General features: G+C 71.5%; 13 protein-coding genes, 1 tRNA gene, 1 rRNA gene and 1 riboswitch. Of the genes, 7 read left to right on the forward strand and 8 right to left on the reverse strand.

Features of this window, described 5'->3' with window-relative positions; translation table 11 throughout:
- Window positions 1–165 precede the first annotated feature (165 nt).
- On the forward strand, window positions 166–786 hold the full coding sequence (locus GXW83_RS00565; RefSeq protein ID WP_182440918.1) for an ATP-binding protein: 621 nt from the start codon (window positions 166–168) through the stop codon (window positions 784–786).
- Window positions 787–889: 103 nt separating this feature from the next.
- Window positions 890–1,666, forward strand: a complete 777-nt coding sequence (locus GXW83_RS00570; RefSeq protein ID WP_182440919.1) for a MerR family transcriptional regulator — start codon at window positions 890–892, stop codon at window positions 1,664–1,666.
- A 114-nt stretch (window positions 1,667–1,780) separates the two neighbouring features.
- Here the strand turns inward: GXW83_RS00570 and GXW83_RS00575 are convergent, their stop codons facing one another.
- From GXW83_RS00575 to GXW83_RS00585, 3 genes are all read right to left on the reverse strand, one after another.
- Window positions 1,781–3,295, reverse strand: a complete 1,515-nt coding sequence (locus GXW83_RS00575; protein ID WP_182440920.1) for an aminopeptidase P family protein — start codon at window positions 3,293–3,295, stop codon at window positions 1,781–1,783.
- 90 nt (window positions 3,296–3,385) lie between these two features.
- Window positions 3,386–5,077: a PP2C family protein-serine/threonine phosphatase gene (locus GXW83_RS00580; protein ID WP_182440921.1), complete on the reverse strand. Its 1,692-nt coding sequence runs from the start codon at window positions 5,075–5,077 to the stop codon at window positions 3,386–3,388.
- A 281-nt stretch (window positions 5,078–5,358) separates the two neighbouring features.
- The gene (locus tag GXW83_RS00585; RefSeq protein ID WP_225446664.1) at window positions 5,359–6,054 is read right to left on the reverse strand and encodes a glycosyltransferase; all 696 of its coding nucleotides are present in this window, start codon (window positions 6,052–6,054) and stop codon (window positions 5,359–5,361) included.
- A gap of 339 nt (window positions 6,055–6,393) precedes the next feature.
- Here GXW83_RS00585 and GXW83_RS00590 point away from each other — a divergent pair, with 339 nt between their 5' ends.
- A complete protein-coding gene (locus tag GXW83_RS00590) occupies window positions 6,394–7,191 on the forward strand; it encodes a bifunctional DNA primase/polymerase (protein WP_182440923.1) in 798 nt (265 codons plus the stop codon).
- Between the two features lie 276 nt (window positions 7,192–7,467).
- Here the strand turns inward: GXW83_RS00590 and GXW83_RS00595 are convergent, their stop codons facing one another.
- The 4 genes from GXW83_RS00595 to GXW83_RS00610 all read right to left on the reverse strand — a co-directional run bounded on the left by GXW83_RS00595 (window position 7,468) and on the right by GXW83_RS00610 (window position 12,204).
- The gene (locus GXW83_RS00595) at window positions 7,468–8,454 is read right to left on the reverse strand and encodes a DUF5926 family protein (protein WP_182440924.1); all 987 of its coding nucleotides are present in this window, start codon (window positions 8,452–8,454) and stop codon (window positions 7,468–7,470) included.
- A 524-nt stretch (window positions 8,455–8,978) separates the two neighbouring features.
- Entirely contained in the window at window positions 8,979–9,563 is a 585-nt protein-coding gene (locus GXW83_RS00600) for an anti-sigma regulatory factor (protein ID WP_182440925.1), read from the reverse strand.
- 277 nt (window positions 9,564–9,840) lie between these two features.
- Window positions 9,841–10,677, reverse strand: coding sequence for a glycerophosphodiester phosphodiesterase (locus GXW83_RS00605; RefSeq protein WP_370466850.1), 837 nt, complete (start codon window positions 10,675–10,677; stop codon window positions 9,841–9,843).
- 150 nt (window positions 10,678–10,827) lie between these two features.
- Entirely contained in the window at window positions 10,828–12,204 is a 1,377-nt protein-coding gene (locus tag GXW83_RS00610) for a cytosine permease (RefSeq protein WP_182440926.1), read from the reverse strand.
- A gap of 3 nt (window positions 12,205–12,207) precedes the next feature.
- Window positions 12,208–12,322, reverse strand: a riboswitch (TPP riboswitch).
- 661 nt (window positions 12,323–12,983) lie between these two features.
- Between GXW83_RS00610 and GXW83_RS00615 the strand changes: the two genes are divergently transcribed.
- From GXW83_RS00615 to GXW83_RS00625, 3 genes are all read left to right on the forward strand, one after another.
- Window positions 12,984–14,450, forward strand: coding sequence for a S1C family serine protease (locus GXW83_RS00615; RefSeq protein ID WP_225446665.1), 1,467 nt, complete (start codon window positions 12,984–12,986; stop codon window positions 14,448–14,450).
- A 138-nt stretch (window positions 14,451–14,588) separates the two neighbouring features.
- Window positions 14,589–14,677: transfer RNA gene (locus GXW83_RS00620), tRNA-Ser, on the forward strand.
- A gap of 343 nt (window positions 14,678–15,020) precedes the next feature.
- Complete coding sequence (locus tag GXW83_RS00625) at window positions 15,021–15,884, forward strand: TrmH family RNA methyltransferase (RefSeq protein WP_182440928.1); 864 nt, start codon at window positions 15,021–15,023, stop codon at window positions 15,882–15,884.
- Between the two features lie 40 nt (window positions 15,885–15,924).
- Here GXW83_RS00625 and GXW83_RS00630 read toward each other — a convergent pair whose 3' ends face one another.
- Complete coding sequence (locus GXW83_RS00630; protein ID WP_225446666.1) at window positions 15,925–16,341, reverse strand: nuclear transport factor 2 family protein; 417 nt, start codon at window positions 16,339–16,341, stop codon at window positions 15,925–15,927.
- Window positions 16,342–16,989: 648 nt separating this feature from the next.
- On the opposite strand from GXW83_RS00630, the gene GXW83_RS00635 reads away from it, so the two are divergent.
- Window positions 16,990–18,508: ribosomal RNA gene (locus GXW83_RS00635) — 16S ribosomal RNA — on the forward strand.
- The last annotated feature ends 95 nt before the right edge of the window (window positions 18,509–18,603 follow it).

Below are 18,603 nucleotides of genomic sequence, written 5' to 3' on the forward strand. Positions count from 1 at the left end.
GTGGCGCTCCGGGCGGCGGCGGATGCGCCCCGGGCACGCCGGGCGCGGTTCGGCGCTCCTCGCGCATCCGCCACCGGGGTGACAATTCGCCCCGTGAGCGGTTGACGCACCGGCCGCTCGGCAATAGGTACAGGTACGTGGAGCCGCAGCCAGGAGGAGCCTGTCGTGGACATCTGGTGGTCTCTGCATCTGCGACGCGAGCCCGCCAGTGTGCCGCTGGCCCGGCGCATCCTGCTCGGGACGATGGCCTCGGCCGGTGTGGATCCCGACGTCTCGCACGAGGTCGGGGTGGCCCTGACCGAGGCGTGCGCCAATGCCGTGGAGCATGCCGCGTACATCGCCGGCTCGGGCGAGGACAGCGGCTTCCAGGTGACCGCGACCATCGAGGACGGCCGGCTGCGGGTGGAGGTCACCGACTCCGGGCCGGGCTTCACCGCTGCCCGGGGCCGCACGGGCGTGCTGCGGGGCGGGGCGCGCGGTGGTGCGGGCAAGACCGGCCGGGGCGCGGCGGCGGGCCCGGCGGCGAACGGCACGGCGGCGAACGGCGCCCGGGCCGGTGGCGGCGTGCGCGGCGGGCATGCCGTGCGGCGGCGGCGCGGCGCGGGCATCCCGGCGGACGCCGGCACCCAGCTGCCCGACGCCTGCGCCGAGAGCGGTCGCGGGCTGTTCCTGATCCGCGCGCTGGTGGACCACGTCCAGTTCCGGGACAACCCGCGCAGCGGCGCGGTGGTCTCCTTCGACAAGACGCTCACCTACTGCGACCGCCCGCTGCTGCACGCCTCCTGACCCGACCGCCGCTCCCGACCGCCACTTCCGACTGCCGCTTGACCCTCACGCCGGGTGAGGCCCCAGGCTGGGCCGTGCAAGGCAGACGAGGAGGGAGGGCCCGGTGAGCGGGTACTCGGTCGGGCAGGTCGCGGCTTTCGCCGGGACCACGGTGCGCACCCTGCACCACTACGACCGGATCGGACTGCTGCGCCCGAGCAGTCGCACGCCGTCCGGATACCGCCGGTACGACGACGGCGATCTGGACCGGTTGCAGCAGATCCTGTTCTACCGCGAGCTGGGCTTCCCCCTCGACGACATCGCGGCCGTCCTGGACGACCGGGAGGTGGGCCCGTCGGAGCACCTGCGCCGCCAGCACCGGCTGCTCACCGAGCGCATCGCCCGGCTCCAGGAGATGGCCGCCGCCGTGGAACACGCACTGGAGGCAAGCAGCATGGGGATCGATCTGACGCCCGAGGAGAAGTTCGAGGTCTTCGGCGAGGGCTACCGCGAGGAGTACGAGACCGAGGCGGAGCAGCGCTGGGGCGGGACGCAGGCGTGGCAGGAGTCGCGCCGCCGGACGGCGAAGCTGGGCAAGGAGGACTGGCTGCGGGTCAGGGCCGAGTCCGACGACGTCATGCGGCGGATCGCGGAGGCGGTACGGGCCGGGGTGGAGCCCGGCAGCGAGCAGGCGATGGCCATCGCCGAGGACCACCGGCAGCACATCTGCCGCAACTTCTACGACTGCCCGTACGAGATGCACCGCGGCCTGGCCGGGATGTACACCGGCGATCCGCGTTTCGAGGAGACCTACGAGCGGGCGGTGTCCGGCGGCGCGCAGTGGTTCCACGACGCCGTCCTCGCCAACGCGGACCGGGCCGGGCGGGCCGCCGCCCCGTAGCGCCGGGCAACGACGCGCGCCGGGAACGACGGCCGGGGAACGACGGCCGGGGAACGACTCGGGCCGGTGGCGCAGGGGCAAACCCCTGCGCCACCGGCCCCGGTGCGTCGCCGGTCAGCCCTTGAGGGAGGCCATCCAGGACTCGACCTCGTCGGCCGAGCGCGGCAGCCCGGCCGAGAGGTTGCGGTTGCCGTCGGCGGTGACCAGGATGTCGTCCTCGATCCGGATGCCGATGCCTCGGTACTCCTGCGGCACGGTCAGGTCGTCCGCCTGGAAGTACAGCCCGGGCTCGACGGTGAGCACCATGCCGGGCTCCAGCACGCAGTCGACGTACGCCTCGGTGCGCGCCTGGGCGCAGTCGTGGACGTCCATGCCGAGCATGTGGCCGGTGCCGTGCAGGGTCCAGCGGCGTTGCAGTGCCAGCTCCAGCACCCGCTCGACCGGGCCCTCCACCAGGCCCCACTCGACCAGCCGCTCGGCCAGCACCTGCTGCGAGGCCTCGTGGAAGTCGCGGAAGCGCGCGCCCGGCCGGACCGCGGCGATCCCGGCCTCCTGCGCGTCGTACACCGCGTCGTACAGCCGGCGCTGCAGCTCGGTGAAGCGGCCGTCGACGGGCAGGGTGCGCGTGACGTCGGCGGTGTAGAGGGTGTGCGTCTCCACGCCGGCGTCCAGCAGCAGCAGTTCGCCGGGGCGGACCTCGCCGTCGTTGCGGACCCAGTGCAGGGTGGTGGCGTGCGGCCCGGCCGCGCAGATCGAGCCGTAGCCGACGTCGTTGCCCTCGACCCGGGCGCGGCGGTAGAAGGTGCCCTCTATCCAGCGCTCGGAGGTGGCGACGGCCTGCGCCAGCTCGCGGACGACGTCGGTGAAGCCCTTGACGGTGGCGTCGCAGGCGGCCTGCAGCTGGCCGACCTCCCACTCGTCCTTGACCAGGCGCAGCTCGCTGAGGAAGACCCGCAGCTCCTCGTCGCCGTGCCGGGTGGTGTGCTCGGCCAGGGCGGCCTCCAGCCGGGCGTCGTGCGAGCGCAGCAGCCGGGTGGGGGCGGGCTGGTCCTCGGCCGCCTCGGTCAGCTCCTCGACGACCTTGCGGCTGTCGCGGGTGGGCAGCCCGAGCAGGGCCTCGGCCTCGGCCAGGCTGTGCCGGCGGCCGACCCACAGCTCGCCGTGGCCGTCCAGCCAGAACTCGCCGTTCTCGCGGTTGGAGCGGGGCAGCAGGTAGACGTGGGCGTCGTGGCCGCCCTCGGCGCGCGGCTCCAGCACCAGCACGGCGTCCTCGGCCTGGTCGCCGGTGAGGTGGACGTACTCGGTGGAGGCGCGGAAGGGGTAGTCGGTGTCGTTGGCGCGGGTCTTCAGCCGCCCGGCGGGGATCACCAGCCGGTCGCCGGGGAAGCGCGCGGAGAGCGCGGCGCGGCGCTTGGCGGCGTACGCGGCCTGCTCGTCGGGGACGAGGTCGCGCAGCTCGGTGTCGGCCCAGCCGGACTTCATGACCTCGGCCAGCTCGTCGGAGAGCGCCGGGTAGAGGCCGTTCTTGCGGCCCTTGATGGGGGCTTCGGTCTCGGCGGCCTCCTGCTGCCCGGCCTCCCCCGAGGCCTCCCCTGCGTCCTGTACGTCCTGCGTGCGGTCGTCCGACACCCTTGTCGCCTCCTCCTCGTGCGGGACCGCCCCGGCGCGTCAGGAGTGTGACGGGTGGACGGTCCTCGCAATCCTATGAGGGGGCGGACGCTATGCGAAGCGCGCGGCGAGCATCACGATGTCGTCGGCTCCGGAGCAGTGCTGCGGATCGGCCGGGTCGCCGGGCGCGCCCGGGCCGTTGCCCGGCTCGCCGCCGCCGAGGCAGACGTCCAGCAGGTGCGTGCAGAACCGCTCCGGATCGCGGCGGGTCTCGCGCGGCGCGGAGGCGGCGGCGGAGCGCAGCCGCGCCTGGCCGGCGTGCAGCGAGGGGCCGCAGCGGCGGGCCAGCCCCTCGGTGTACATCAGCAGCAGGTCGCCGCGGTCGGCCCGGAGCTCCACGCCGGGCGCCTCCCAGCAGCTGAGCATGGCCAGCGGGGCGGACAGCGAGGTCTCCACGAAGCTCGCGCCGAAGGCGGTGACCAGCAGCGGCGGGCAGTGTCCGGCGCCCGCGAGGGACAGCCGACGGGTGTCCGGGTCGAGGTAGCCGTAGAGCGCGGTGGCGGTGCGGGCCGGCTCGGTGGCCTTCAGCAGCAGCTCCAGATCGCCGAGGACGGCCACCGGGTCCTCACCCTCCAGCACCGCGTAGGCGCGCAGGGCGGCGCGCAGCCGGCCCATGGCGGCGGCGCAGTCGACCCCGCCGCCGGTGACGCTGCCGACGCTCAACGCCACCCCGCCGTCCGGCAGTTCGAGGGCGTCGTACCAGTCGCTGCCGCGGGAGCGCTCGAAGCCCGCGGGCAGGCAGCGGGCGGCCAGCTGCACCGAGGGCAGCCGCGGCAGCCGGTCCGGGAGCAGCCCCCGGCGCAGCGCGTCGACGGTGCGGCGCAGCCGGTCGCGCTTGACCTCGACGGCGATCAGCGGGGAGGCGGCGGCGCAGTAGAGCGAGGCCAGCCGCTGCTCCTGCGGGCCGGGGGCGGTGGGGGTGTCGTAGAACCAGACGGCCACGCCGAAGGGGGCGCCGCCGTCGCCGGGGACGGCCAGCGGCAGCGCGTAGGAGGCACTGATGCCCAGGTGCCGGGCGACCTCGCGGAACCGGGAGTCACCGGCCTGCCCGCTTGCCTGCCCGCTTGTCTGCGCCGTCGCCTGCCCGGTCGTCCGGCCGGAGGTGCGGGGCGGGTGTCCGAGCGGGCCCGGGTCGCGCAGGGTGCCCGGTTCGCGGACGGCGCCTGGATCGCGGACGGCGCCCGGTTCGACGCGGTCGGCGGGCCGGTCGAGCGGGCCGGGGTGGAGCACCTGGCTGCGGCCGTCGAGCAGCCCGGCGTACGGGCCGCCGTCGCGCGGGATGGTCTCCAGCGCGCCGAGCGCGGAGCGGTCCAGGCCGTAGCCGACGATGGTGCCTGGGGTGTCGACGGTGCCGAACGCCGCCGGGCGGCCGTCGGCGCTCTGGGTGAGCAGCATCATTCCGCGCTGGGCGCCGACCAGCGTCGCGCCGGTCTCCAGGACGCCGAGCAGGATGTCCTCCAGGCTGTACTCCGGCGTGGAGGCGCTGGTGAGGCGTTCGGTGAGGCCGAAGAGGGTGGTGAGGTCCGCCAGCGGGTCGGTGGCCCGCCCGGCCTGCGGCTCCGTCAGCGGATCGCTCGGCGCGCCGGCCTGGGGATCGGCGCCGGGGCGGTGGACGCCGTGCGGGGCGTGGGCGAGCGTCGGGCCGGGGGGCGTGGCGGGCGCGGGGAAGCCGAGGGGCTCGGCGGCGTCGGGGGCGGTGCCCGCGAGGGTCTGGCCGGTGCCGGGGGACTGTTGTTCAGCCATGCTGCATGCCCTTCACGATGGGTGCGGGCGGGAAGGGGGTGGCAGTGGGTGTGGTAACGCGCAGTGAGCGGCACCGCGGGTTCGCCCTCAGGGTTGTGCGCCCTTTTTGTCCGAATTCTTGCACTACGCACCCCCATGTCATGCCAAACGGCAATTAATGCTCCACTTCTACACATACCGATTGGGTGATGTCCAGAACTGTGCCGTGTTGGATGATTGGTGTCTTTTGCCCCGCTGTCGATCGAAAACGTGGGCGAATATGCAGATGAATAGCAGCACCCTCAGCGGGAGTTCCCCCGCGCCGCCACCTCGCGTCCGACCTCGCGGTAGCGCCGCAGTTCCCGCAGGGCCGCTCCCACGCCCCGGCGGGCCGGACGGTGGGTCAGTTCCAGCGGCACCTCCACCACCCGGTACCCCTGTCGCAACAGGTCGATGATCAGACCGGGCCCGGACGCCACCGGCGCCGCCCCGGCCGACGCGGCCGCGAACGCGGCGGCGCTCAGGCACAGTTCACCGGTGAGCGGCGCGGTCACCAGCACACCGGTGGCCCGCTGGATGCCCGCCCGGGCCCGCCGGGTGGCCGCCCCCGCCCGCTCCGGCGCGCCCGGGCGGACCGCCAGCGCCAGATCGGCCGTACCGGCCAGCACCGGCTCCACCAGCGCGGCCGCCTGATCCGCGCTGGCGCCCAAGTCGGCGTCCAGGAAGAGCAGGCAGCACCGTCCGGTTCCGGCCGTCTCCCGCACCGCCGCCACCCCGCGCCGCTGCGCCGCCGCCCGGCCCAGGGCGGTCGGCAGGCGCACCACCCGGGCCCCCGACTCCTCGGCCACCCGGGCCGTCGAGTCGGTCGAGGCGTCGTCCACCACGACCACCGGGCCCACGCGCGGAAGCCGCAGGGCGGCCAGCACCGTCAGGGCGATGCGGGCGGCCTCATTCCGCGCCGGAATCACTACCGCGACCGTTCCCGGAGTGTCCGACATGGCGTCAGAAACCCCGGAGGGAACGGAATCAGTGCTGCCCGTCGGCTCCCTGTGCGTATCCATCCCCGGATCGTACGATTGTCGAGCGCCCAGCGCTGCCTCTCTGCTCCCCCGAACGGTGGAACCAACCGCGCTCACCGTGCGTCCATCTCGACGATGCGTCAATCTCGTTGGTGAACTTGCACTTCCGGGGTACAAACCTGGTACGAGAGGGCAATCGCAATCGCCACCCCGCGCCACCCCCCGCCAGCTATCGGATGCGCAGTGGACGTGGTGCGCTTCTCTTAGCGCGAGGTCACGTACCGATCCATGACTGGTCACGGAAAGGAACGAGTGCTCATGCGCGAGGTCCGAAACAGCGAGGTCCGAAACGGCACGGCATTGCGAACCGCGGTCGGCGGGATCGTCGGCGGCGTCGTCAACCGCGTGGTCTCCCGGAGCCTGCGCCGCCGGGACAGGTCGCAGCTGCTCTCGGCGGTGACCGCCTGCGTGCAGGAGTGGCAGTGGCCGGTGGTCCCCGGCGCGACCGCCCAGGGCGCGGCCGGGCACGGCGTCCCCGCGCTCTGCGACTGCCCGCGCCCCGACTGTCCGACGCCCGGGGCGCACCCCTACGATCCACCGCTGCTCGCGGCCACCACCGATGTGCGGATGGTGCGCTGGTGGTGGCAGCGGCGTCCGGACGCCCCGGTGGTGGTCGCCACCGGGGGCGCGGTGTCTGCGGTGAGCCTGCCGCTCGCCGCGGGCGAGCGGGCGCTGGGCTACTTCGACACGCTGCGGGTGCCGGTGGGACCGGTGATCGCCACCCCCAGCCGCTGCGTGCTGCTGGTCGCCCCGTACGGCATGCAGGAGTTGGCCGAGCTGCTGATCGCCCAGGAGTGGGTGCCGACCAGCCTGCGCTTCCACGGCAGCGGCGGCTACGTGCTGCTGCCGCCGTCGCGGACCGGTGCCGGGGCGGTGCGGTGGCTGCGCGCGCCGGGCCCGGCCCCGGCCGTCGCCCCGGGCACGGAGGCGTCCGGCGCGCTGTCCGGCTCGGCTGGCGAGGGCGGTGGGCCGTGGCTGCCGACGGTGGCCGCCCTGCTGGAGGCGCTGGTGGCGGCGAGCGCGGCCACGCCGGACGGTGCACGGCTGGCCTACTGAGAGCCGGCCCGGCTTCACCCGCCGGGCCCGGCAAAAGAAATGGCTCGGCCGCTGGCGACGGGGGATGCACCAGCGACCGAGCTGTTTAAACCGTAACAAGAATCGAGCCGCAAGCAAATTCCCTGGGGCCCACCGGCCATGAGAATTTCCGACCCGGCGTCAATGTGTGATGCAGGTCACGCATTCACCGGGTGATCTGTGAGTTTCCTATCGGTTTGCGACCGCCCGCAGTGAGCGGACGGTCGCCGCCGGTTATCACTTTCCGCACTGCGTCGCCTAGCCGATGGTGACCTGACGGTTCACCAGGTCGGCCCGGCTCTTCCGCTCCTGGACGGTCAGCGGGGCCGACTGCGCCAGCGCCCCGGTCAGCCGCTCCCGGAAGGCCGCGGCGGGCTGCTCGCAGTCGGCGGCCGTCATCGCCGACGGCAGGTCCCACACCGGGACGGTCAGGCCGTGCGCCCGGAACGAGCCGACCAGCCGGGTGCCCTCGCCCAGACCCGACTCGCCCGCCGCGACCAGCCGCGCCAGCGCGTCCAGAAGCGCGTCCTCCGTGTACGGCATCACCCAGCGCAGGTGGTTGCGGTCCGGCACGGAGCACCAGTAGGCGCTGTCCACCGAGGCCAGCTTGACCGTGGGGATCACCTCGGCGTTCGCCTGCTCCAGCGAGGCGGCGACCTCGCCGGTGGCCGATTCCGCGTCCTCCAGCCAGTAGTCGAAGCCGGTGTGCACGGTCGGCTCGAACGGTGCCGAGAGGTCCAGCAGATCCTGCAGCCGGGGGGCGTCGGTGGCCGGGCGGCGCGGCGGCACCGGCGTACCGGGCTCCACCGACAGCGCCTGCAGCAGCGCGTCGCCCAGGTCGCGGCTGGCGTCGCCGGAGGCGGTCTGCGTCTGCAGCCCCAGCAGGATGCTGCCGTCCTGGCGGCGCATCGCCGGCCAGGCCATCGGCAGCACCGTCGCCAGCGTCACCGACGGCACCTCGCCGTTGGCGCCCGCCAGCACGTCCTTGCCCAGGGTGAGCGGCACGGTCGCGGCCGGGACCAGCTCGCGCAGCGCCACCCAGTCGCCCTCACCGGTCAGCCCCTCGAACGGACGCTGCACCAACTCCTGTACCGCGTGCGCGGCTTGGCGGCCGTGACACGCCTTGTAGCGGCGACCCGAACCGCACGGGCAGTCCTCGCGTGCGCCGACGACCGGGATCTCCCCGCTCGCTGCGACGGTGTTCTGAGCGCGCGCGGGCGCCTTCTTCGCGGCCTTCTTAGCCATGGTGCGGATCTCCCGGTGGGGCGTGTGGTCTGCCGCCCCGAGCGTAGCCGTCCCGACCCGCACGCCGCGCTCCCGCGCGGGCGCGTACCGACCCCCCGCGCCTGCCCCGCTGGCCTGCTCGCGCCCTGCTCCTCGCGCCTGCCCCGCACCTTGGCCCACGACCTGTCCCGTGAGCCTGCCTCACGCTCTGGCCCGCGCCCTGTTCTGCGCGGCTTCCCATGCCTTGGCCCGCGCGCCTGCCTCACGTCCTGTTTCGCGCACCTGCCCAACGCCTTGGTCCGCGTCTGCCTCAGGCCCTGTTCTGCGCGGCTTCCCCATGCCTTGCCCCCGCGCGCCTGCCCCGCACCCTGTTTCGCGCGCCTTCCCCTGAGCCCTGACCAGCTCGCTGTTCCGCGCGCCTGTCCCGCCACCGCCGACCGGCCGCCGTCGCGCGTCACGGCCCGCCGCACCCCGCATGCTGCCCGCCCGCGCCTGTACCGTGGCCGCTCCGCACCCGGCGTCCTCACCACCCGGCGGGCCTGCGGTTACGGCTGACCGCCCAGGTCACCGCGTCGGGCGTGCCGGGCCCTGGCCGGGAGCACCGCCCAGACCGTCACCTCGCCCGGGGCGTCCCGCACCCCCCAGTCGCTCGCCAGCTGCCCGACGATGCCGAGCCCGCGTCCGCCCCGCGCCGTCAGTGACGGGCTTCCGCGCCTCGGCCGGGTCGGGCCCCCGCCGTCGGTGACCTCCAGAGTGAGCAGGCCGTCGCTGTGCAGCTCCCAGCCGACGACCACCCGGCCGCCCTCCGCGTAGGAGCCGTCCGCGTCCATCCGCAGCCGTCCCAGCACCTGGGACGTCGCCCCGACCTGGGACGGCGACGCCGCCTGTGCCTGCGCCTGCGCTGCTTCGAATTCGTCGAGCACCGACTCCAGCGGACGGGCATGGCGGCAGGCGTTGCTCAGCAGTTCGGAGAGTATGAGGACGGCGTCGTCGATGACGACCTCCGGGACCTGATGCTCCGCGAGATCCTTCCGCAGCCGCCGTCTGGCCGTGCTCACGCTGGCCGGACCATGGGGAACTGCCATGGTCGCCGAAGAAGTCGGCACATCATGCGCCATCACCAGCGACACCCCCGGACCTCCTCCTCCGTCTAACGACAGGGTGTGAATGCCCGGTGCGAGCGAGCCGGAAACGAGAATTGGTGCACCGTTGGACTTCCTTGTGAACGCATAAACAGGGACCGGGCCGCCCTTTTTACTCCGCGTAGCCGAATGGTTACTTTCTGCTGGTATCACGAGGTGAAGGACGGCGTACCAGACGATATTTCAGCCATTTTCGTGCGCCCGCGCAAGCCCCCGCGCACGCTCTTCTTCACTACTTCGCCGACGTTTGCCGGATCGTTTCCGGCTACCGCGTCCGCCCCAGCAGCCCGAGCACCCGCTGCGGGTAGTTGGTGATGATCGTGTCCACGCCGAGCCGCAGGCACAGCTCGACGTCGGCCGGCTCGTCCACCGTCCACACGTGCACCCGGTGCCCGGCGCGGTGCAGCGCGGCGACGTAGCCCGGGTTGGCCCGGATCAGGTCGATCCCCGGCCCGGCGATCCGCGCCCCGTACGGCAGCCGGCCGCCGCGCAGCCAGGGCAGCACGTGCTCCAGCAGGTACACCGTCGGGACGGTCGGTGCCAGCGCCCGCACCCGGCGCAGCGACAGCTGCGAGAAGCTCATGATCCGCACCGGCGACGGCTCGCCCGAGGCCGGGGTGACCAGGTCGAAGTGGCGCAGCAGCTCCAGCAGGGCGGTCTCCACCCGGCCGCCGCTGCGGGTCGGGTGCTTGGTCTCGATGGCCAGGTCGACCCGCCGCCCGCAGCCCGCCACCAGCTCCAGCAGCCGCTCCAGGGTCAGCACCGAGCCGTGCTCGTCCGCCGGGACACCGTCCGGCCGCTGCGCCTTCCAGCTGCCGAAGTCGAACGCCGACAGCTGCGCCAGCGTCGAGGCGGAGACCGCGCCGCGCCCGTCCGAGGTGCGGTTCACGGTGCGGTCGTGGACGCACACCAGCTGGTTGTCGGCGGTCAGTCGGACGTCGCACTCCAGGGCGTCCGCGCCCTGTTCGATCGCCAGCCGGTAGGCGGCCAGGGTGTGCTCGGCCAGCGTCCCGGAGGCCCCCCGGTGCGCGACCACGCGCACGGCGGCCCGGTTGGGCAGGACCAGCGGGCTCTCCGGCGGGCTGACCTGCGGCTCGGCCAGGGAGCCGGGCTGGGCGCCCGGCTGGGGGCTCGCGGCTCCCGGCGGGTCCGCAGGGGCGGCGGCCGGGGCGATCGGGGCGTTCGACACACCTCCACGATAGGCGGCGGCGGTCGAACACCCCCACGGCCGGGGCGTCCGGCAGGTGAACTCTCAGTGACCCTTGCGCAGCAGCGGGGTGAGCGCCCAGGTGAGCAGCGCTGGAACCAGGAACGAGAACAGCGAGGCCGAGGTCCACACCTCGGGGTGGATGCCGGTGACGTTCTGCGCGTGCGCCCAGAAGTCGGGCCACCACTGGAACCAGCCGGTCAGCCCGGCCGGGGCGATCAGCTCGTACACGGCGAAGCCGATCGCCCACGGCAGCAGCGTCAGCCAGCGGATCGGCGCGGACTCCGACATGTCCCAGCCGCCCGGGCGCCGGCCCGCGCCGAAGAAGAAGTCCACGGCCAGCACCGCCGACAGCGGCACGAAGACCGCGCCGATCAGGCCGAGGAAGTTCTCGTACCCGCTGAAGTCGGTCACGCCCAGCGCCAGGACCGTCACCAGCGCGCCGATGCCGACCGTCAGGTAGCGCCGGTCCGCCCTCGGGAAGACGTTGTGCAGCGACATCGCGGTCGAGTAGACGTTGGCGAAGGACTGGTCGGCCTCGCGCAGCACCAGCACCGAGAAGAACACCCAGCCCGCGGTGATCCCCATGAACGTCGTGAAGATCTTGTTCGGGTCGCCGCCCACCTGCACCAGCGCCAGCAGCCCGACCACGTAGCACCACACCTGCGAGACGGTGTAGCCGCTGAACGCGCCCCAGAACGAACTGGCGCTGCTGCGGGCGTGCCGGGTGTAGTCGGCGGCCAGCGGGACGAAGGAGATGGAGACCGCGATCACCGCGTCGGTCGCGGGCAGGAACCCGGTCCAGTTGCCGCGCCCCGGGTCCGGCACGCCCCGGCGCAGCAGCTCCACCGTGAAGAACAGCATGGCGATGCCGACGGCGATGGCGACGTAGCGGCGCAGCACCGAGATCGCGCCCAGCGGGCGGATCGTCATCGCGGTCGTCAGCACCCCGGCGACCACCACGTACACCCAGTGCGGGATGCCGCCGTACAGCGCGTCCGCGCCCATGGCGATGACGGTCAGCTCGAACACGCCCCAGCCGACGCACTGGATCACGTTCAGCACCGTCGGCAGGTACGACATCCGGGTGCCGAACAGCCCGCGCAGGATCGCCATCGCGGGCGCGCCGGAGCGGGTGCCGATGACGGCGGCGACCGCCAGCATCAGCGCGCCGATGACCGTGCCGACGACGATGGCGGTGATGGACGCCGCCAGGCTGAGGTCCTTGTTGTTGAAGACCAGGACGGTCGCGGCGCTCTGGAAGCCGATCAGGCTGATGCCGAGGTTGGTCCAGAACGCGGCCTGGTCCCGGAAGCCCAGCGGACGCGGCGGCGCGGTGTCCAGCACCAGCGGGGCCTCGGCGCGCCCGCCCGCGCCCGGCGGCTGCTCCAGGACAGGGGACGGCGGTGTGGACGCGGACATGGACGTCACGATGGACTCAGCTCCCTACGCCGGCATTACCCGGTCAGGTTCAGGCGGTCGGCGCCCCGTTTCGGCGCCCTCTCAGCCTGGATAGGTCCAAGCTCCCGCATATGCGTGCGAGCCACATGCTAGGCGCAGGCCGGGCTGCAGCCAAGGTCTGTCCAGGTCGCGGACCTGCTCCGGCCCGCCCGGCGGCACCGCCGAAGGGGGCTGCTGGACTGACAGGAACACGGGGTACCTTTCATCACAGCCGGACGCACGCACCCGCCGTACAGGCCCTGGATGCGGCGCACGGCTGGCGCTTACGACGCCCCGACATCGCGTGGGCAATGCTGGGGGCCGCTGGGTCCAACTACGAGGAGGTCATGCGTGAGCACCGAGCACGAGGGCGGGCTCTCCGGGTCGGACCGACCCGAACCCACCGCCGAGGATTCGGTGGCACCGCCTGTCGGCGCACCCGCCCCCTCCCCGGCAGCCACCGAACCCCCAAGGACCCCGCGCTCGCCGCCTTCCCACCCCCCGCATCGGCAGCCGACGCTGCGTCCGCCGCCGCCTCCGCGCCTGCGACGCCCGCGTCCCCGGCCGCACCCGCCGATGCTGGGCTCGCGTCCGCCGATGCTGCGTCCGCGTCCGCCGATGCGCCTGCTGCCGCACCCGCGCCTGCTGAAGCTGCGCCCGCCGCCGCCTCCGCGCCTGCGACGCCCGCGTCCTCGCCTGCTCCGGCTGATGCCGCGCCTGCGTTCACCGATGCGCCCGCCCCCTCCGCACCCCCCGCGCCCGTGCCTGCGTCCGCGCCCGCCGATGCTGCCGAGCCCTTCGCTGCCCCCGCCCCTGCGGCGGAGCAGCAGCTCTCGATCCCCGCGCCGCCGCCCGCGCCCCCCGCCTTCGCGCCTCCCGCGCCCTACGGCGAACCGCCCGCGCCCGCCGCGCCGTACGGCACCCCCGCCCAGGATGCCTACGTTGCCCAGGAGGCGTACTCCGGCCACGAGGCGTACTCCCGCCAGGACGCCTACGTTGCCCAGGGTGCGCACCCCGCCCAGGACGGCTACCCCGCCGCAGGCGTTGGCTGGGGCGCCGGTACTCCCTACCCGCCGGCGGCGTTCCCCGGCGAAGCCCCACCGCGCAAGCGCCGCCGCCGTTCCGGCCTGGCCGCCGTCCTGGTCGTGACCGCGCTCGTCGCGGGCGGCATCGGCGGCGGCATCGGCTCCTGGCTGGAGACCCGCGACAGCTCCGGCGGCAGCACCAGCGTGGCCGCCGCCGTGAGCCCCAAGGACCTCAGCCGCTCGCCCAACAGCATCGCCGGCATAGCGGCCCGCTCCCTGCCGAGCGTGGTCACCATCTCCGCCTCCAACTCTCAGGAGTCGGGGACGGGCACCGGCTTCGTCTTCGACAGCCGGGGCTACATCCTCACCAACAACCACGTCGTCGCCCCCTCGACCAGCGACGGCAAGCTCAGCGTGAAGTTCTCCGACGGCAGCAGCTACCCGGCGACGATCGTCGGCCGCGCCCAGGGCTATGACGTCGCGGTGATAAAGCTGGCGGCCAAGCCCAAGGAGAAGCTCGTCCCGCTACCGCTCGGCAACTCCGACGCCGTCCAGGTCGGCGACACCACCATCGCCATCGGCGCGCCCTTCGGGCTGTCCGGCACGGTCACGTCGGGCATCATCAGCGCCAAGAACCGGCCGGTCGCCTCGGGCGACGAGAGCGGCGGCACGCAGACCTCGTACATGAACGCGCTGCAGACCGACGCCTCGATCAACCCGGGCAACTCCGGCGGCCCGCTCATGAACGCCTCAGGGCAGGTCATCGGCATCGACTCGGCGATCCAGTCCGGCGGCGCCACCGACAGCGAGGGCCAGTCCGGCAGCGTCGGCCTCGGCTTCGCCATCCCGATCAACCAGGCCGAGTGGGTGGCGTCCACGCTGATCCAGACCGGCAAGCCGATATACCCGATCATCGGCATCCTGCGGGACGACAGCTACACCGGCAACGGCGCCAAGATCGCCTCCGGCCCGGTCCAGGGCCAGGCGGCCGTCACCGCGAACGGACCGGCCGCCGCAGCCGGTCTGCAGGCCGGCGACGTGATCACCGAGTTCGCCGGCGTCCCGATCGACAGCGGACCCACCCTGGTCAGCGAGATCTGGTCGCACCGCCCGGGCGACAAGTGCTCCGTCACCTACATCCGCAACGGCCAGACCCACACCACCACCCTGACCCTCGGCAGCCGCGTCGGCGACGCGCAGTAGCCGACCCACCGGCCCCGCACGGCCCGGATGCCCCGCATCCCCGCCGTGCGGGGCTATTCGCTGCCATCCACCACCCGACTCGTGAGAAGATCCCTGAGCGCAGTGTCTCCGGGCCACCCCCGCGCCGACCTGTGCCGAGGAGAGCTGCCCGAGCGGCCTAAGGGAACAGTCTTGAAAACTGTCGTGCCGGGAAACCGTCACCGTGGGTTCGAATCCCACGCTCTCCGCAGCCAGTGGGACCACACCAGGGCCAGTATCGACAGCTGTCGAAACTGGCCCTCTGTCGTCGGCCAGGCCGTCGAGGCCATCCGGGCGCTGACGAGCAGGTAAGCAGCGGTCGTTGTGGACACAGCGGGCAACAGCTCCACCCAGACGGTCTACAACGCCTACCTCGTCGACTGACCCGGCCGACCCGTCGCGCACAGCCGCGGTGGGCCCGACGGGACCGTCGTCCTGCGGTGCGGGAGGCGGATCTGGTCCGGTGGGCCCGAGCGGGACCGCCGCCGCTGTGTCCGCGTTCGCGCGCCAGGCGGGCTAGCCTGGCGGCTCGGTGTCTCAACTGGAGGACTGGTGGCCGCAGTTCAGCGCATCACCTCGCGCAACGCCCGCTACCAGCAGTGGCAGTCGCTGCTGGTCAACCGCAACAAGCGGGCGCGGCTGCGGGAGTTCCTGGTCCAGGGCGTGCGGCCGATCACCATCGCCGTGGAGCACGGCTGGCCGGTCCACGCTCTGCTGTACGACAGTCGGCGCGTGCTCTCGCGCTGGGCGGAGGAACTGCTGCGGACGACGGAGGCCGAGCGCGTGGCCATGGCGCCGGAGCTACTCGCCGAACTGGGCGAGAAGAACGAGGACGCCCCCGAGGTCATCGCGGTCATGGAGATCCCGGACGACGACCTCGACCGGATCAGGGTCGGCGACGACTTCCTCGGAGTGCTGTTCGACCGGCCCACCAGCCCGGGCAACATCGGCTCCGTCGTCCGCTCCGCCGACGCCTTCGGCGCGCACGGCCTGATCGTCACCGGCCACGCCGCCGACGTGTACGACACCAAGTCCGTTCGCGCCAGTACCGGTTCGCTGTTCGCCCTGCCCGCAGTCCGGGTGCCCTCCCAGCGGGAGGTGACGGCCTGGCTGGACCGCAAGCGCGAACAGGGGCACCCGGTCGTCGTGGTGGGCACCGACGAACACGGCGAGGCCGACATCGCCGACTTCGACTTCACCCAGCCGACGCTGCTGCTCATCGGCAACGAGACGGCGGGGCTGAGCGCCGGCTGGCGCGAGGCGTGCGACCACCTGGTCAGCATCCCGATGACCGGCAGCGCCAGTTCGCTCAACGCCGCCAACGCGGCCACGGCCGTGCTCTACGAGGCCTCCCGCCAGCGCAAGGCGGCGCGCACCGCCGCCACCGGTGAGGGGCTTGTTCCGCAGCGCATCTGACGGCCATCAGGGATGCCCGGCGGGTGCCGCCGGGCAGTGGTCAGGCGAAGACGACGGTCTGGGCGTGCAGGGTGTCGAGGTACTCGCGGACGGACGCGATCCGGCCGTCGCGGATGGTGAACACCGCCAAGCAGTGCTGGTCGTAGCGGCCGCCCGACCGGGCCAGCCCACGCGTGTTCCACTCCGCCAGCACCCTGTCGCCCTCGGCGAGCAGGCCGTCCAACTCGAACTCCATGCTCTCCGGCACCATCCGGGCCACCATGGCGGGCACGAACTCGTCGAGGATCTCGTCCGGCCCGGTCCAGGTGCCCGACAGCGGCAGGCTCCCGGCGAGCGTCCAGGTCGACTCGGGAGTGAAGAAGGCGCGCAACGCGGTGAAATCGCCGCGCATGAGGGTGTCCATGTAGTCCAGGACGACAGCCTTGCTCGTTGCAGTGAGTTCGCGGGTGGTCATCATGCTCAGCCTCTCTGGTGTGCTGCTGTGCTGCGCCGGTCCGGCGTTCTTCCGCCGTTCGAACACTAGGAAGCAGACGGCTCGGCAGGGAAAGACCTGTTCCGGATCGGATCAGGCCGGGCCGCTATCACCACAGGTCAGGGCGGTATGGGCGGGGCTGGGCCGAGCTGGTTTGACATCGTCCGGCGGGGTGCGTAGTGTCCTGCGGGTTGCCCTGCGAACGCAGCGGGTGCGACCCATCCCCTGATCAGATTCCGTACGGTCTTCTTTGGCGTGCGCTTTTCCGGGAATGGTTGGTAAATCGGTGGAATTCGCGTCGATGGCGTGGTTCCGCTAGAGTTTCACTCGTCGGAACGGGCCGGAAACGGCGCGGGACGGCGGGAAATCGGGCCGGAAACGGTCTGGTAGGCTTCATAACGAAGAACGAAGTGCCCGGAGAGACCGGTGAAAGGGTCTTGAAGGAAGTGTCCGTTCCTTGAGAACTCAACAGCGTGCCAAAAGTCAACGCCAGATATGTTGATACCCCGTCCGTTTTTGGACGTGGTTCCTTTGATGCACAAAACACTAGCGAGGACGCAGTGCACGAGGTCGGCTGTTCCGCTGACTGTCGTGCCGCTCTTTCGCGGGTGTGCTCCGGATATCCGGAATACATTCACGGAGAGTTTGATCCTGGCTCAGGACGAACGCTGGCGGCGTGCTTAACACATGCAAGTCGAACGGTGAAGCCCTTCGGGGTGGATCAGTGGCGAACGGGTGAGTAACACGTGGGCAACCTGCCCCAGATTCTGGGACAACACCGGGAAACCGGTGCTAATACCGGATACGACGCATCTCCGCATGGGGTGTGCGTGGAAAGCTCCGGCGATCTGGGATGGGCCCGCGGCCTATCAGCTTGTTGGTGGGGTGATGGCCTACCAAGGCGACGACGGGTAGCCGGCCTGAGAGGGCGACCGGCCACACTGGGACTGAGACACGGCCCAGACTCCTACGGGAGGCAGCAGTGGGGAATATTGCACAATGGGCGAAAGCCTGATGCAGCGACGCCGCGTGAGGGATGACGGCCTTCGGGTTGTAAACCTCTTTCAGCAGGGAAGAAGCGCAAGTGACGGTACCTGCAGAAGAAGCACCGGCTAACTACGTGCCAGCAGCCGCGGTAATACGTAGGGTGCGAGCGTTGTCCGGAATTATTGGGCGTAAAGAGCTCGTAGGCGGCTTGTCGCGTCGGATGTGAAAGCCCGGGGCTTAACTCCGGGTCTGCATTCGATACGGGCAGGCTAGAGTGTGGTAGGGGAGATCGGAATTCCTGGTGTAGCGGTGAAATGCGCAGATATCAGGAGGAACACCGGTGGCGAAGGCGGATCTCTGGGCCATTACTGACGCTGAGGAGCGAAAGCGTGGGGAGCGAACAGGATTAGATACCCTGGTAGTCCACGCCGTAAACGTTGGGAACTAGGTGTGGGTCACATTCCACGTGGTCCGCGCCGCAGCTAACGCATTAAGTTCCCCGCCTGGGGAGTACGGCCGCAAGGCTAAAACTCAAAGGAATTGACGGGGGCCCGCACAAGCAGCGGAGCATGTGGCTTAATTCGACGCAACGCGAAGAACCTTACCAAGGCTTGACATATACCGGAAACGGCCAGAGATGGTCGCCCCCTTGTGGTCGGTATACAGGTGGTGCATGGTTGTCGTCAGCTCGTGTCGTGAGATGTTGGGTTAAGTCCCGCAACGAGCGCAACCCTCGTTCTGTGTTGCCAGCGGGTTATGCCGGGGACTCACAGGAGACTGCCGGGGTCAACTCGGAGGAAGGTGGGGACGACGTCAAATCATCATGCCCCTTATGTCTTGGGCTGCACACGTGCTACAATGGCCGGTACAATGAGCTGCGATACCGCGAGGTGGAGCGAATCTCAAAAAGCCGGTCTCAGTTCGGATTGGGGTCTGCAACTCGACCCCATGAAGTCGGAGTTGCTAGTAATCGCAGATCAGCATTGCTGCGGTGAATACGTTCCCGGGCCTTGTACACACCGCCCGTCACGTCACGAAAGTCGGTAACACCCGAAGCCGGTGGCCTAACCCGCAAGGGAAGGAGCTGTCGAAGGTGGGACCAGCGATTGGGACGAAGTCGTAACAAGGTAGCCGTACCGGAAGGTGCGGCTGGATCACCTCCTTTCTAAGGAGCACTTCTTACCGCCTCGGCGGTCAGAGGGCCATATCGTCAGCGCATGTCTGACGGTGGTTCGCTCATGGGTGGAACGTTGACTATTC

It is taken from the genome of Streptacidiphilus sp. PB12-B1b (assembly GCF_014084125.1).
Taxonomy (GTDB): Bacteria; Actinomycetota; Actinomycetes; order Streptomycetales; family Streptomycetaceae; genus Streptacidiphilus.